The sequence below is a fragment of the Streptomyces sp. JNUCC 63 genome, from assembly GCF_054366325.1.
In genome coordinates this window covers 6309183-6324014 of sequence record NZ_CM135963.1, presented here as the reverse complement: position 1 = coordinate 6324014, position 14832 = coordinate 6309183, and the positions used below count along the sequence as shown (strand labels likewise).

Sequence of the window (14832 nt, the reverse complement as noted above, 5' to 3'; positions counted from 1 at the left end):
CACGGCGAAGATCATACCAGTCCGCCCGATTCATCCCCGCTCCGAAGGGCGGGGCATCCTCGAAGGCTCCCGGCGACCGTCGGGCAGTGCCGAGCGGCCGGCTCCCACCGCACTGGGAGTCGGCCGCTCCTCTGCCTCCACAATGTGCTCGGACATCCGATGTCCGAGCGGCTGGGAGGCCGGGCATGGCGGTGACCGACGAGGCGATCGAGAAGATCAAGAGCATGATCGTCTCCGGCGCGCTGCGCCCCGGCGACCGGCTGCCCAAGGAGAGCGAACCCGCCGCCGGACTGGGCCTGTCGCGCAACTCCCTGCGGGAGGCGGTGCGCGCGCTGTCCCTGATCCGGATCCTGGACGTGCGGCAGGGCGACGGCACGTACGTCACCAGCCTGGACCCGCAACTGCTGCTGGAGGCGCTGGGTTTCGTCGTCGACTTCCACCGCGACGACACGGTGCTGGAGTTCCTGGCGGTGCGCCGCATCCTGGAGCCGGCCGCGACCGCGATGGCGGCCACGCGCATCAGCGAACAGCAACTGGACGCGCTCGGCGCCCGGTTGGACGCGCTCGGCGGCTCACCCTCGGTGGAGGAACTGGTCGCCTGCGACCTGGAGTTCCACCGGGGCGTCGTGCGGGGCTCGGGCAACTCGGTGCTCTGCTCCCTGCTCGACGGGCTGTCCGGGCCCACCACCCGGGCCCGGATCCGGCGGGGACTGACCCAGGAGGACGCGGTCGGCCGCACCCTGCGCGAGCACCGCGCGATTCTCGGCGCGCTGCGCGACCGGGACGCGGAGGCGGCGCGGTCCTGGGCGACGGTGCACATCGCGAGCGTCGAGCAGTGGCTGCGCTCCACTCCCTGATCCGGCGGTGATCTTGGGTGTTCGACCATGGGGAACGGGGCAGTCATCCGTTCACTCCCCCGTGCAAGGGGGCTGCGAGCGCCCCCGCCGCACGCCGTAAGGTTGGTGGGTCAGGCGAGGGCACGTCGGAAGGAGGCGCTGGGTGATCGAGCTCGAGGGGGTTCCCGAGCTGATCGACCCGGTCATGGTGGCCGCGTTCGAGGGCTGGAACGATGCCGGCGACGCCGCTTCCACCGCGGTCGCGCATCTGGAGCGGGAGTGGAAGGGCGAGGTGTTCGCGGCGCTGGACGCCGAGGACTACTACGACTTCCAGGTGAACCGCCCCACGGTGTTCATGGACGGCGGCGTGCGCAAGATCACCTGGCCGACGACGAGACTGTCGGTGGTCCGGGTCGGCGGGGAGAAGCCGCGCGACCTGGTGCTGGTCCGCGGCATCGAACCGTCCATGCGCTGGCGCTCGTTCTGCAACGAGCTGCTCGGCTTCGCGCACGAGCTGGGCGTGGAGCTGGTGGTCATCCTGGGCGCACTGCTCGGCGACACCCCGCACACACGTCCGGTGCCGATCAGCGGGACCACGTCGGATGCGGACCTGGCCCGCCGGATGGACCTGGAGGAGAGCAAGTACGAGGGGCCGACGGGCATCGTGGGCGTGCTGCAGGAGGCCTGCACGCACGCCGGTGTCCCGGCGGTCTCGCTGTGGGCGGCGGTTCCGCACTACGTCTCGCAGCCGCCGAACCCGAAGGCCACGCTGGCCCTGCTCAACCGGCTGGAGGACCTGCTCGATCTGCGCATTCCGCTGGGTGAGCTGCCGGAGGACGCGCGGGCCTGGCAGGTCGGGGTGGACCAGTTGGCCGCCGAGGACAGCGAGGTCGCGGAGTACGTGCAGACACTGGAGGAGGCCAGGGACACCGCGGAGCTGCCGGAGGCGTCGGGCGAGGCGATCGCCCGCGAGTTCGAGCGGTATCTGCGGCGCCGGGACGGCGGTCCGTCGTCGGGCGGGCACGCCACGGCGGACGGCGGCGAGGGCGGCTCGTACCGGCGGGAGGGACCCGGGGAACGCACACGGCCTCCGAAGCCGCCGAAGCCGGAGGCCGACGAGACGGACGGCGAGGACTCGTCGGAGGAGTGAACGGTTCAGGGGCGGTGCGCGTGATGCGCACCGCCCCTGAAGCTGTGTCGGGCGTCCGTCTCAGAGAGCCACGCCCAGCAGGGCGTCCACGGCGCGCGAGACGAGGCCGGGGGCGCCGGTGTCCTCGCCGCCCCGCTCCTGCTGGAGGGCCGCCCAGCGGTCGACCGCGTCGAGGGCGGCGGGGGCGTTCAGGTCGTCGGCGAGGGCGTCGCGGATCTCCTCGACCAGCGCGTCGGCGGACGGGCCGTCGGGCCGGGAGACGGCCGAGCGCCAGCGGCCGAGGCGCGCCACGGCGTCCTGGAGGACCTGGTCGGTCCACTCCCAGTCGGCACGGTAGTGGTGGGCGAGGAGGGCGAGCCGGATGGCGGCCGGGTCCACGCCGTCGCGCCGCAGCCGCGACACGAAGACCAGGTTGCCCTTGGACTTGGACATCTTCTCGCCGTCGAGGGCGACCATGCCGGCGTGCACGTAGGCCTTGGCCATCGGGAACTCGCCGGTGAGCACCTGGGCGTGCGAGGCGCCCATCTCGTGGTGCGGGAAGGCGAGGTCGGAGCCGCCGCCCTGGACGTCGAAGCCCATACCGAGGTGGTCCAGGGCGATCGCCACGCACTCGATGTGCCAGCCGGGCCGGCCGCGGCCGAGGGAGCCGCCGTCCCAGCTGGGCTCTCCGTCACGGGCGGCCAGCCACAGGACCGGGTCGAGCGGATTCTTCTTGCCGGGGCGGTCGGGGTCGCCGCCGCGCTCGGCGGACAGCAGGCGCATCGCCGCGGCGTCCAGGTGGGAGACCCCGCCGAAGTGGGGGTCGGACTCGACGGAGAAGTACACGTCCCCGTCGAGTTCGTACGCCGCGCCCAGGTCCCTCAGCCGCTCGACCAGCGGGACGATGCCGGGTATCGCCTCCACGGCGCCGATGTAGTGCCGGGGCGGCAGCATCCGCAGGGCGGTCATGTCCTCGCGGAACAGGGTCGTCTCCCGCTCGGCCAGCTTCACCCAGTCGACGTCGTCGCGCTGGGCCCGCTCCAGCAGCGGATCGTCGACGTCGGTCACGTTCTGGACGTAGTGGACCTGCCGCTTGGTGTCGAGCCACACGCGTTGCACCAGGTCGAACGCGTTGTAGGTCGCCGCGTGACCCATGTGGGTCGCGTCGTACGGCGTGATGCCGCAGACGTAGATACGGGCGACGGGACCGGGCTGGAGGGTGACCAGGCCCCCGGTCGCGGTGTCGTGGATCCTCAGGTCGCGGCCCTGACCTGGCAGGGCGGGGATCTCGGAAGCGGGCCAGGCATGCATGTCATGAGCGTAACCGGACCGCGGTCCCGTATACGAACCGGACCGGCCCGGATGTCCGGGAAGACGCTCTTGCGTGATCACGCCGGGTGTGCTGACGCCCGTTCCCGGCGGGGCGACGGTCCCGCCCCCGCCGACAGCTGCGCCGGAGCGGCGCGGCCGGGGCCGGCTGTCCGCCCGGCCCACGCCCGGCCACGCGCCCGCGCCCGACGCGCGGGCCGGCGTTGGGCGAAGCAGCGGCTTCTCGGCGGGAACCGCCGCGGCCTGTGGCACCGTCACGGCGTGCGGCGAGGCCGCAAGGCCGACGGCGTGGACGCCGGACCGCAGACCGCGGTGCGCTCCTCGGCAGGGCGGCGAGGGCCGGGCCGGGCGGGGGTGAGCGGCCTCGCCTGCCGACCGCACCACGCCGGCGGTCGGCGATGCCGGTCCATGCCAGCGGCCGACGATGCCGGTCCATGCCGACGATGCCGGTCCATGCCGACGATGCCGGTCCATGCCGACGATGCCGGTCCATGCCGACGATGCCGGTCCATGCCGACGATGCCGGTCCATGCCGACGATGCCGGTCCGTGTCGGCGGTGCCGGTCCGTGTCGGCGGTCGGCCTACACCGGTGGCCAGGGGATCGCCGGCCAGTCCCCGGTGGGTTCCGGGTGGGTGCCGGCGGTGAGGAGGGCGTTCACGCGTGCGCGTGTGGCGTTGAGTTCGGCCGGGGTGATCAGGGGAGTCAGGCGGGTGGCGAGGGGGGCGTTGTCGGCGAGGGTGTCCCTGAGGGACTTGAGGACGTCCAGGATGTCCGGCGGGAGTGGTTCGCCCGCCCAGCCCCACAGGAGGGTGCGCAGCTTGTTCTCGACGTTGAAGGTGACGCCGTGATCGATGCCGTACAGGTGCCCGTCGGGGGTCGGCAACAGGTGGCCGCCCTTGCGGTCGGCGTTGTTGATCACGGCGTCCAGGACGGCCATCCGGCGCAGCCGCTCGTCGTCGGCGTGCACCAGCAGCGCGGTGCGGCCCCGGCCGACCTCGGCGAATCCGATCGCCTTCCAGCCCGGGCCGGGCTCCTCGGCGTCCAGCAGCGCGAGCAGCTCCGCGTCGGCGTCGTCGTCGGCTGCGTCGATCCACAGCTGCACCATGCCCTCGCCGTACGGGCCGTCGCGCAGCACGGTGGGCGGCACCAGGCTCCAGCCGGTCGCCTCGGAGACCTCGTACGCGGCCACCTCGCGCGCGGCGAGCGTGCCGTCGGGGAAGTCCCACAGCGGACGCTCCCCCGCGACCGGCTTGTAGACGCAGGCCACCTCCTGACCGTCGTACGCGACCGTGCAGAACAGCGCCGCGTTGGAGGCCTCGCGGATCCGGCCGCGCACGGTCAGCTCGCCCTGGGCGAGCAGCTCGGCGGGCGCCGCGTCGGGCGTCACGCTCCGCGGCGGTATCCGTTCTGGCGCGGACATACGTGTCCTTCCGGGTCGAGCGGGAGGCTGCACAGCGGGCACGGCGGCCGCCCGGCGTTGACGACGTCCAGGGCACGCTTGGCGAAGGCCCTCGCCTGCGCGCCGGTGAGCCGGACCCGCAGCATCGGGGGGCCGTTCTCCTCGTCCTGCAGCAGCCGCTCCTCGGCCTCGGCGAGGTCCTCCTCGGACTCCACGTCGATCTCGACGAGCGCCTGCGCCTCGACGATCATGCGCTGCTCCTCGCCGTCCCAGGCGAGCGCCATGGTGCCGACCCGGAACTCCTCCTCGATGGGGGTGTCCAGCGGGCCGGTGTCGGCGATCTCGGCGGGCGCCACGGCGGGCACGGCGGCGCTGCCGCCGCTACGGCGCACCACCTCGTCGAGCAGTTCGTCCATGCGCTCGGCGAGCGCGGCGACCTGGGTCTTCTCCAGGGCCACGCTGGTCACCCGGGAGCCGGCGGTGGCCTGGAGGAAGAACGTACGGCGCCCGGGCAGTCCGACCGTACCGGCCACGAAGCGGTCCGGGGGGTCGTAGAGGAACACCTGACGGGACACGTCCTGTCTCCATGGGAATCGTGTGAACGGCGGAATCGGGAGAGTCGACCGAATCGGCGAGTCGACCCGGTCGGCAAGTCGGCGGCGACCGCTTCACCCTACTGCGGCCGACGATCACGGTGCGCCCGCGCCGCCCCCGACGGGTGCGTCGTCGTCCGCGGGCTCCTCGCGCGGCACCAGGGACGCGAAGTCCCCGGTGTCCCCGAGCCGTACCAGGAACGGCCGCAGCCGGGTGTAGCGGATCGCGGTGACGGAACACGGCTCGACCGAGATCCGCTGGAAGAGGTCCAGGTGCAGACCGAGCGCGTCCGCGACGAGCGACTTGATGATGTCACCGTGCGAGCACATCAGGTAGACCGCGTCGGCCCCGTGGTCGCGCTCCACGCGCGCGTTCCACTCGCGCACCGCCTCGGCGGCGCGCGTCTGCATCGCGCGCATGGACTCGCCGCCGGGGAACGCCGCCGCCGAGGGGTGCGCCTGCACCACCTCCATCAGCGGCTCGTCCTTGAGCTCGGCGAGCTTGCGGCCGGACCAGTCGCCGTAGCGGCACTCCCCGATGCGCTCGTCGGTGTGCGCCGTCAGCTCTGGCCGGGCCTCCAGGAGCGGCCGTACCGTTTCCTGGCAGCGCTGCAGCGGGCTGGTGACGACCTCGGCGATCGGCAGCCCGTCGAGCCGCCCGGGCAGCGCGGCGGCCTGTGCGGCGCCGCGTTCGTCCAGGGCGACCCCGGGGGTCCAGCCGGCCAGCAGTCCGGCGGTGTTCGCGGTGGAGCGTCCGTGCCTGACAAGGATCAGCGTGGGCATGCGGCCAGGGTAGGCGTACGGACGGCTCCGGCGGTGACCGGGCGAAGGGAGCACACACTCTGTGATCGTCGACTGTGCCATCTACCGTGACGGCCACCGCGCCCAGGGGCCCGAGGACTTCTCCGACGCGCTGGCCGAGGCACGGGCCGCCGGGGGCTTTGTCTGGGTGGGGCTGCACGAGCCGAGCGAGCGGGAGTTCGGCCTGGTCGCCGAGGAGTTCGCCTTGCATCCGCTGGCGGTCGAGGACGCTCTGAAGGCCCATCAGCGGCCCAAGCTGGAGGTCTACGACGACTCGCTGTTCGTGGTGCTCAAGCCCGTGATGTACGAGCCGCACAGCGACACCGTCTCCACCGGCGAGATCATGATCTTCCTGGGCGACTCGTTCGTGGTGACGGTCCGTCACGGCGAGAGCGACGGGCCGGCCACCGTCCGGCACCGGCTGGAGCAGGAGCCGGAGATGCTCGGCCAGGGCCCCACCTCCGTGCTGTACGCGATCGCCGACTCCGCCGTCGACCACTATCTGACGGTGGCCACCGAGCTGCAGACGGACCTGGAGGAGCTGGAGGCGGAGGTCTTCTCGCCGGACCGGGGCGGCTCGCGGCACACGGCCTCGCGGATCTACAACTTCAAACGCCAGGTCACGGAGTTCCGGCGGACGACGGGTCCGCTGGCCCTGCCGATGTCCCGTCTGGCCGGCACCGGCGCGGGCGTCTTCTCCCCCGCCGTGCCCTTCGTGGACGACAAGGCCCGGCCGTTCTTCCGGGACGTCAGCGACCACCTGACCCGGGTCAACGAGTCGGTCGAAGGCCTCGACCGACTGGTCTCGGACATCCTGTCGGCGCACCTGGCGCAGACCAGCGTCCAGCAGAACGACGACATGCGGAAGATCTCCGCGTGGGCGGCCATGGCCGCGATCCCCACGATGATCGCCGGGATCTACGGCATGAACTTCGACCACATGCCGGAGCTGCACTGGACGTGGTCGTACCCGGCGGTGATCGTGCTGATGGCGCTGCTGGAGTTGCTGCTGTACCGGCAGTTCAAGCGGCGGGGCTGGTTGTAGGGGCGCGGCCCGCCGGTCAGGCGGGCTCCGGCTCGGCTTCGGACGCGGGTGCCGGGGCGGCGGGTGTGCCGAGGGCGTCGCGGCGCTCGGGCATGGACAGGGCCACCATCCGCCGCCGGCCCACCAGCCGCTCGTAGACGTACACGGCGTGGATGCCGGCCGCGATGAGCGCCGAGCGGGCCTTCGTCCAGCCGAGGATGCGGCCCATGCGGGCCATCACGGCGAGGCTGACGTCGCGGTGGACGCGGATCTCGGCCCACGCGCACGCGTGCAGGGTGCGCTGGATGGTCCGGCCGTGCCCGGCGGCGGCCAGGCGCAGCAGCTCCTCGTGGCAGTAGGCGAGGTGGTTGTGCTCGTCCCGCGCGATCATGCGCACCGCCCGGCCCACGTCGGGGTGGTGGGCGAAGTGCCGGCGCAGCAGCTCCATCTGCTCGCAGGCGCGCTGTTCGGTGACCCGGCTGTGGGCCAGGTAGACGATGACGTCCTCCACGGTGAGCGGCTCGTCCGACCTGAGCCTGGCGTGCGCCAGTCCGGTGCCCCGCTTCTCCAGGAGCATCGTGTAGTCGGTCTCGGCGGGCACCGGGACGGGTTCGAGGCCACGCTTGCTCAGCAGGGCGCGGAAGATACGCCCGTGCTTGTCCTCGTCCGCGCCGTGGCGTGCGATCTTCGGGGCGAGGTCGCGCTCGCTCTCCGGCACGAGGGCGGCGATCCGGCGGTTCTCCCAGCCGCCCTGCGCCTCGCCGCCGGCCGCGATGGAGCAGAACAGCCGGAAGGATTCGTCGTGGTCGAGGATCTCCTGGAACAGGCTCCTGGGCGAGAGCATCGCGGGCCACCTCCCTGCCGGACTGCCGCGAAGAACGAGTCAAGTGCGACCGCGGGAGTGCCGCAACAGGGGTGCGGGCGCGCTGCGCCGAACGGCGGAGCGCCGGCGGGCCGCGGAGGTGCGCGTAACCGCGCGGGGGCGGGCGCGTTGTTCTCCGTGACGGCCGTGGCGGGGTGGACCCCCGAGCCCCCACCACGGCCGTGGAAAGCCCTTCGGCTTGTCGGGCGTGCTCCCGTGCTACGCCAGTCCCGCGCGCTCCAGGGCCTCGGTGCCGGCGCGGAGCGAGGCGAGCCGCTCCTCCAGGGTGAAGCCGGCGGGGGCGAGGGTCAGCGTGGTGACGCCGGCCGCCGCGTACGCCTTCATGCGGTCCGCGATCCGGTCGACGGAACCGAGCAGCGTGGTCCGGTCGATGAGTTCCTGCGGAACGGCGGCCGCGGCGCCCTGCTTGTCGCCCGAGAGGTACTTGTCCTGGATCTCGACGGCCGCCTTCTCGTAGCCCATGCGGCGGGCGAGCTGGTTGTAGAAGTTCTGCTTGCGGCTGCCCATGCCGCCGACGTACAGCGCGGTGTAGGGGCGGAAGGTGTCGGCGAGCCGGGCCACGTCCTTGTCGTCGCCGACGGCGAGCGGCAGGGTCGGGCAGATGTCGAAGCCGTCCATGGTCCTGCCGGCCTTCTCACGGCCCGCGCGCAGGTGCTTGACCGCCGTCTCCTCGAGGTGGTCGGCGGAGGGGAAGATGAGCAGTGCGCCGTCGGCGATCTCGCCGGTCTGCTCCAGGTTCTTCGGGCCGATGGCGGCGATGTAGAGCGGGATGTGCTCGCGCTGCGGGTGCACGGTCAGCTTGATCGGCTTGCCCGGGCCACCGGGCAGCGGCAGCGTCCAGTGCTCGCCGTCGTACGTCAGCCGCTCGCGGGTCATCGCCTTGCGGACGATCTCGACGTACTCACGGGTGCGGGCCAGCGGCTTGTCGAACTTCACGCCGTACCAGCCCTCGGAGACCTGCGGGCCGGAGACGCCGAGGCCGAGCCGGAAGCGGCCGCCGGACAGCGAGTCCAGGGTGGCGGCCGTCATCGCCGTCATCGCGGGCTGCCGGGCGGGGATCTGGAAGATGGCCGAGCCGACGTCGATACGCTCGGTCTGTGCGGCGACCCAGGTGAGCACGGTGGCCGCGTCGGAGCCGTAGGCCTCGGCCGCCCAGCACACGGCGTAGCCGAGCCGGTCCGCCTCCTGCGCGACGGCCAGGTTGTCCGCGTCCATCCCGGCACCCCAGTAGCCGAGGTTGATCCCGAGCTGCATGCCGTTCCCCTTACCGATCAGTAACGTTCCTTGTGCGGGGAACATTAGCGCGGGCCGACGGGATTTTGGGTTGTCCACAGGCAACCCACGTCTCAGTTCTGGCCAGTAATCTCGGCGTTCATGGAGCAGAGGCATCTCGGCCGTACGGGCCTGCGCGTGTCCCGCATCGGCCTCGGCACCCTCACCTGGGGCCGGGACACCGACGAGCACGACGCCGCGGACATGCTGAAGGTGTTCTGGGAGGCGGGCGGCACCCTCGTCGACACGGCGGACGTGTACGGCGACGGGGAGGCCGAGTACCTGCTCGGGCGGCTCATGGAAGGTCTCGTGCCCCGCCGTGACCTGGTCGTCTCCACCAAGGCGGGCAGCGTCCCGGACCCGGACCGCCGCTTCGACGGCTCCCGCGGCCATCTGCTCGCGGCGCTGGACGCCTCGCTCGTCCGCCTGGGCACGGACTACGTCGACGTGTGGCACGTCCACGCCTACGACCCGTACACGCCGCTGGAGGAGACCCTGCAAGCGCTCGACCTGGCCGTGGGCAGCGGCCGGGCGCGCTATGCCGGGGTCTCGAACTTCTGTGGCTGGCAGCTGGCCAAGGCGGCGACCTGGCAGCTCGCGGCGCCGGGCACCCGCACTCGGCTGGCGAGCACGCAGATGGAGTACTCGCTGCTGCAGCGGGGCGTCGAGCGCGAGGTGCTGCCGGCCGCCCTCGACCTGGGCATCGGCCTGCTGCCCTCCTCACCGCTGGGCCGCGGTGTACTGACCGGCAAGTACCGCAACGGGACGCCGCCGGACTCGCGGGGCGGCTCGGAGCATCTGGCGCCCTTCGTCGAGCCGTACCTCGACGACACCGCGAGCCGCATCGTGGACGCGGTGTCCACGGCGGCGGACGGGCTGGCGGTGACCCCGCTCCAGGTCGCCCTCGCCTGGGTCCGCGACCGCCCCGGCGTGGCCGCGCCGATCATCGGTGCCCGCAGCGCACAGCAGCTCACGGCGGCGTTGTCAGTGGAGGCGCTTAGTCTTCCTGACGAGATCTGCCGGGCGCTCGACGACGTGTCGGCGCCCGTGCACCGCTATCCCGATCACGACTGGAGCACGCTGTGAGCGAGCCGGAGACCACGGAACACTCCGGGCCTGGCACCCCGGATCCCGGCCCGGAAACCGGCGCCCGGGACACCGGCACCGCGACGGAAAGCGACGAACGGAGCGGCACCGCGGCCGCCGCGAAGCCGGGCGGGGGCCCGCACGGGACCGCCGGTGCGCCCGACAGTGGCGCGGGCGCACGCGAGAGCGCCGCGGAGGACTCGGGGCCGGACGGCGACACGGCTGCGGACGGCAGCAGTGCGCGCGAGGGCGGCCCTGGGGAGGGCGGCGAGCCGGCCGGCGGCGCGGCCACCGCGAAGAGCGGTGCCGGCCCGACGGCCGGCCCCGACGCGGCAGCGGGCACGGACGCTGCGGACGGTACCGGCGCGGCCGGGGTGTCCGAGACCGAGGCGGAGCTCGCGGCTCAGCGGGTCGAGCGGGAGCGGATCGCGCGGCGGAAGGCGGCGAAGAAGGGCCCGGTCGAGAGCGGGGGGAAGCTGAGCGGCAGGGCGGCTGATCTGCTGGCGGCGGTGCGGGCCGTGGAGAGCGGGGAGAAGCCCGCGGCCGGCGTCTTCGCCGAGCCGGAGGCCGTGCCGCGGCGGGCCGCCTCCGAGCCGGTACGGCGGCCCGGGCCCGTCTCCGTCGAGGCGGCCACCGTGCCCGCGGCACCCGCGCCCGAGACCGTCCGGGGCGTGCGCCTCGTGCTGAACGAGGGTGGTGCCCCGGAGGCGCTCGCGCCTCAGGCAGCCGCGGCCCTCGGGGAGGGCGCGGAGGAGCGGCTGCGGGCCGACCCATGGCAACTGCTGCGCGTGAGGGGCGTACGGCCGGAGCAGGCCGACGGGTTCGCGCGCACCCTGCTCGGCGCGGAGTGCGCTCCGGACGACGAGCGGCGCGGCCGGGCCTTCACCCTGTGGCTGCTGGAGCAGGCGGCCCTCGCCGGGCACACGGTCCTGGAGGCCCCGGCGCTGACCGCCGCCCTGGCCCAGCGGGCGGTGCCCGACCCCGACGCGGCCCTGCACAGCACGCTCGCGGAGGGCGAGGCCCTGGCCTTCCAGGACGCCCTGGAAGCGGGCGAGGAGGGCGAGCGCCCGGTGCGCGTCCTCGTAGGCCTGGAGCGGTACGCGCTCGCGGAGGAGAGTCTCGCCGACGGACTGGCCCGGCTGCTCAACTCCGTACCGAAGGAGAGTGGTCCGTCCGAGGACTGGGAGCGGGCCGCCGCCTCCGCCCAGGGCTCCGCCGCCGAGCTGCTCCGCGCGGTCGCCGGCCACGGCCTCGTACTGCACACGGGAGGTGAGGCCTCCCGCGTGGAGCCCGCCCGGCTGCTGGACGAGGCGCGGCGGCTTGGGCTGCGCGCGTGGGCCGCCGCCCACAGCCCGCTCGGCCGGGACGGGTTCGCGGAGCTGCTGCGGCAGCTCCAGCGGGCCGACGGGCCGTCCGGGACGCCCGCGCCCCCCGTCGCCACGGTGGCCGGACTGCTGTCCGGCGCCGAGGGCCCCGGCCGGGACGACGACGGCTCACTCGCCCTGGACCTGCTCGTCGTGCTCGACGCCCCCCAGCTGGACGTGGAGACCGCGGCCCTGCTCGTGGAGTCGCTGCCGGACGGCGCCCGGCTGGTGCCGGCCGGGGATCCGGGGGTGCTGTGGTCCGTGGGGCCCGGACGGGTCTTCGCGGATCTGCTGGCGGCGCGGGTCTGCCCCCAGATCGCCTCGCGCGTGCCGGACCAGGGCCCGCTGGGCGAGCTGGTCTCCGGTGTCGGCGTCGGCGAACTCAACGAGGTGGCGGCGCCCGGCAAGGAGGTCGTGATCGTTCCGGTGCGGGACGCGGGCGAGGCCGTGCACCGGACCGTGCAGCTCGTCGCGGACTCGGTACCGCGGGCCATCGGCGTCCCGGCCGAGCAGACGACAGTGATCACCCCGGGTCACGGCGGCGCGGCCGGCACCCGCGCGTTGAACGCGGCGCTGAAGGCACGGCTCAACCCGGGCCCCGGCCGCTTCGGCGGCTTCGACCCGGGCGACCGGATCGCCTACTCCCCCGCCCCGGGCCGTACGCTGCCCGGTCACGTGGTGAAGGCCGACGCCGAGGGACTGCACCTGTCCTGCTCGGGCGCCCCCGTGGTCGTACCGAGGGAGCGGGTGGAGACGCAGGTGCGGCACGGGTGGGCGCTGACCGCGCACCAGGCGGTGGGCGGCCGGTGGCCCGCGGTGGTCGTGGTGCTGCCCGGCGACGCGGCGCGGGCGCTCAGCCGGCCGTGGGTCTACACGGCGTTCGGCCGGGCGAGCCGTCACCTGTCCGTGGTGCACGGGGTGGAGCAGGCTCTCCCGAGGGCCGTGGCCGAGGTGCCGGCGAAGCCCCGTACGACCCGCCTGCCCGACCTGCTCCGCACGCAGGCGCGGGTGGCAGGGGAACGGGCGGCGGGCTAGGGCGGGGACGAGGTCCCGGGGTCCCGGGGCGTGTCCGCCGCCGCTCAGCGGTCGGTCGCGTCCAGCGGCTCCAGGTCCTCGTCGTCGAGTCCGGTGCCGAGATCGTCGTCGTCGAGATCGCCGTCGACGTCATCGACGTCATCGACTTCATCGACGTCATCGACTTCATCGACATCGCCGTCCTCGTCGTCGAAGACCGCGCTGACGTCGAAGCGGCAGACGACCCGCTGCTGGTCGACGTGCTCGAAGGGGGCCTCCAGCCAGTCGCCCGGGTCGGCGGGCTCGTCCGCGACCGTGACCCACAGGGTGGAGTCGCCCTCCTCCAGGCCGAACTCGTTGTGCCGGGAGGCGATCTCGTCCGGTTCGAACTCACCGAACAGGATGCCGAGCGCCCCGGGCACCGTTCCGGAGGCGTTCCCGTCGATGCCCGTGCCGGCCTCGCTGTCCGCGGCCTCCACCCGCTGGGCCTGGGCCAGCAGCCGGTGCGGCTCGGCCACGGCGTAGTCGCGGCGGATCAGCACGCTGATCGCGTGCGGTTCCTCCGGGCCCGTGTACGGCGGCAGCGAGTCGTCACCGGGGATCTCGAAGGGCGTGACCTCGTCGTAGCGGTCGTAGAGCAGCTCGTCGTACGCCTCCGCGGCCGCGGCCAGCTGATTGAACGCCTCGTAGACGGCCGGGTCTTCCTCCCCCGACCGGCGTTCGACCGCGGCCAGGTGGCGGTCGAGCGCGGTCTTGACCGCCTCGGCGGCGGCGCGTACCTCGGCAGCGGTGGGCTGCGCAGCATCAGACATAGTGCAGACGCTATCCGTACCGGGCCCCAGACCGCACAATAGATGCGATGCCGGAATACGAATTTGTCGACGTGTACGTACCGCGCGGGGTCTCCCGCAAGGAGACGGCACGTCTGCTGACGGACCACGCCGAGTACGGACACTGGGAGTTGTACCGTCTGAGCCTGCTGCGCGACGGCAGCCGCAGGGTGCGGTTGCGTCGGCGGATCATCCGCCAGGTGCGCGCCACGTGGTGAGCCGAGACGGCCCGAGCCACAGCGGGCCCCACGGATGCGGGGCCCGCTGTGTCATGCGCACCGTAGGCGCTGGTTACCGGGTGGCGGTCCGGGTTTTGCGGTACAGCACGGCGCCCGCGAGCAGTGCTCCCGCGCCCACCGGCAGGACGGCGCTCATGGGCAGGTCGCTGCCGGTGTGGGCGAGCTGCGCCCGGCTGCCGGGCGCGGCGACGGAGTGCGTGCCCGGCTGGTCCACGTGCGCGGAGCCACCAGGGGTGCCGCCACCCGGGGCGGGGGGCGTGGCCGACGTACCGGGGTGGGCGGGAGTGCCGGGCTGACCAGGCGCGCCAGGGTTCCCGGGAGTGCCCGGGTGGCCCGGCGTACCCGGGTGACCCGGCGTACCCGGGTGACCCGGCGTACCCGGGTGACCCGGCGTACCCGGGTGACCCGGCGTCCCGGGGTGCTCCGGGGTGCCGGGGTTGCCGGGCGTGCCCGGGTGCTCGGGCGGGGTCTCGTGGCCGCCGCCCGGAGGCGTGCCGTGGTGCCCACCGCCGCCGTTGCCGCAGTGGTTGCCCAGGGCCGGATTGCCCACGCCGATCACGTCGACGCTGTTGCCGCAGACATTGACGGGCACGTCGACCGGCACCTGGACGTGGTTGCCCGAGCCCACGCCCGGCGAGCCGCCGGTGTGCCCACCGGCATGCGAACCACCGTGCCCGGAGCGGTGGTGACCGGAGTCACCGTGCCCGGAGTCACCGTGCCCCCCGGGCGAGTGGCTGCCGCCGCCCCGGTTGACGCAGGTGTTGCCCACCGCCGGGTTGAGCAGCCCGACGACGTCGACCGTGTTGCCGCAGACGTTCACCGGCACGTGCACCGGCACCTGCACCGTGTTGCCGGACAGCACGCCCGGCGAGCCGGACGCGGCACCGGCCGCGCCCGCGTCGGCGTGGGCGTAGCCGCTCGCGGCGGCGATCACGCCGGTGGCTGCGGCCACGGTCATCAGGCCCTTGCGGGTGACCTGTCGCATATCGCTGAATCCCTGCCTTCGACCTCTTCGGCCTTTTCGAAATTTT

Annotated in this window: 14 protein-coding genes; 6 read left to right on the top strand and 8 right to left on the bottom strand. The window is 73.5% G+C overall.

Annotated features, from left to right (window positions below):
* Positions 1 to 185 precede the first annotated feature (185 nt).
* Positions 186 to 857, top strand: coding sequence for a FadR/GntR family transcriptional regulator (locus ACX25U_RS29135; protein WP_454384339.1), 672 nt, complete (start codon positions 186 to 188; stop codon positions 855 to 857).
* Positions 858 to 999: 142 nt separating this feature from the next.
* The gene (locus tag ACX25U_RS29130) at positions 1000 to 1986 is read left to right on the top strand and encodes a PAC2 family protein (RefSeq protein ID WP_454384338.1); all 987 of its coding nucleotides are present in this window, start codon (positions 1000 to 1002) and stop codon (positions 1984 to 1986) included.
* Between the two features lie 60 nt (positions 1987 to 2046).
* Here the strand turns inward: ACX25U_RS29130 and mshC are convergent, their stop codons facing one another.
* From mshC to ACX25U_RS29110, 4 genes are all read right to left on the bottom strand, one after another.
* Positions 2047 to 3276, bottom strand: coding sequence for a cysteine--1-D-myo-inosityl 2-amino-2-deoxy-alpha-D-glucopyranoside ligase (gene mshC / locus ACX25U_RS29125; RefSeq protein WP_454384336.1), 1230 nt, complete (start codon positions 3274 to 3276; stop codon positions 2047 to 2049).
* Positions 3277 to 3876: 600 nt separating this feature from the next.
* Complete coding sequence (locus tag ACX25U_RS29120) at positions 3877 to 4716, bottom strand: SCO1664 family protein (protein ID WP_454384334.1); 840 nt, start codon at positions 4714 to 4716, stop codon at positions 3877 to 3879.
* A complete protein-coding gene (locus ACX25U_RS29115; protein WP_454384332.1) occupies positions 4680 to 5270 on the bottom strand; it encodes a DUF3090 domain-containing protein in 591 nt (196 codons plus the stop codon). The genes ACX25U_RS29120 and ACX25U_RS29115 overlap by 37 nt, the downstream gene beginning before the upstream one ends.
* 114 nt (positions 5271 to 5384) lie before the next feature.
* Positions 5385 to 6071, bottom strand: coding sequence for a histidine phosphatase family protein (locus ACX25U_RS29110; protein WP_454384330.1), 687 nt, complete (start codon positions 6069 to 6071; stop codon positions 5385 to 5387).
* A 61-nt stretch (positions 6072 to 6132) separates the two neighbouring features.
* On the opposite strand from ACX25U_RS29110, the gene corA reads away from it, so the two are divergent.
* On the top strand, positions 6133 to 7134 hold the full coding sequence (gene corA / locus ACX25U_RS29105; RefSeq protein ID WP_454384328.1) for a magnesium/cobalt transporter CorA: 1002 nt from the start codon (positions 6133 to 6135) through the stop codon (positions 7132 to 7134).
* Between the two features lie 16 nt (positions 7135 to 7150).
* Here the strand turns inward: corA and ACX25U_RS29100 are convergent, their stop codons facing one another.
* Both ACX25U_RS29100 and ACX25U_RS29095 read right to left on the bottom strand, forming a co-directional pair.
* Positions 7151 to 7957: a ferritin-like domain-containing protein gene (locus ACX25U_RS29100; protein WP_454384326.1), complete on the bottom strand. Its 807-nt coding sequence runs from the start codon at positions 7955 to 7957 to the stop codon at positions 7151 to 7153.
* Positions 7958 to 8194: 237 nt separating this feature from the next.
* Complete coding sequence (locus ACX25U_RS29095; protein ID WP_454384324.1) at positions 8195 to 9250, bottom strand: LLM class F420-dependent oxidoreductase; 1056 nt, start codon at positions 9248 to 9250, stop codon at positions 8195 to 8197.
* A 120-nt stretch (positions 9251 to 9370) separates the two neighbouring features.
* Between ACX25U_RS29095 and ACX25U_RS29090 the strand changes: the two genes are divergently transcribed.
* Together ACX25U_RS29090 and ACX25U_RS29085 are read left to right on the top strand one after the other, a co-directional pair.
* Positions 9371 to 10354 carry an aldo/keto reductase gene (locus ACX25U_RS29090; protein WP_454384322.1) on the top strand — a complete coding sequence of 328 codons (984 nt, stop codon included), beginning with the start codon at positions 9371 to 9373 and terminating at the stop codon, positions 10352 to 10354.
* Complete coding sequence (locus ACX25U_RS29085) at positions 10351 to 12753, top strand: helix-hairpin-helix domain-containing protein (protein WP_454384320.1); 2403 nt, start codon at positions 10351 to 10353, stop codon at positions 12751 to 12753. The genes ACX25U_RS29090 and ACX25U_RS29085 overlap by 4 nt, the downstream gene beginning before the upstream one ends.
* Before the next feature lie 44 nt (positions 12754 to 12797).
* On the opposite strand, the gene ACX25U_RS29080 is transcribed toward ACX25U_RS29085, so the two are convergent.
* On the bottom strand, positions 12798 to 13544 hold the full coding sequence (locus ACX25U_RS29080; RefSeq protein ID WP_454384318.1) for a hypothetical protein: 747 nt from the start codon (positions 13542 to 13544) through the stop codon (positions 12798 to 12800).
* A gap of 47 nt (positions 13545 to 13591) precedes the next feature.
* Between ACX25U_RS29080 and ACX25U_RS29075 the strand changes: the two genes are divergently transcribed.
* The gene (locus tag ACX25U_RS29075) at positions 13592 to 13780 is read left to right on the top strand and encodes a DUF5703 family protein (protein WP_030244084.1); all 189 of its coding nucleotides are present in this window, start codon (positions 13592 to 13594) and stop codon (positions 13778 to 13780) included.
* A 73-nt stretch (positions 13781 to 13853) separates the two neighbouring features.
* On the opposite strand, the gene ACX25U_RS29070 is transcribed toward ACX25U_RS29075, so the two are convergent.
* Entirely contained in the window at positions 13854 to 14786 is a 933-nt protein-coding gene (locus ACX25U_RS29070; protein ID WP_454384316.1) for a chaplin family protein, read from the bottom strand.
* Positions 14787 to 14832: the final 46 nt, after the last annotated feature.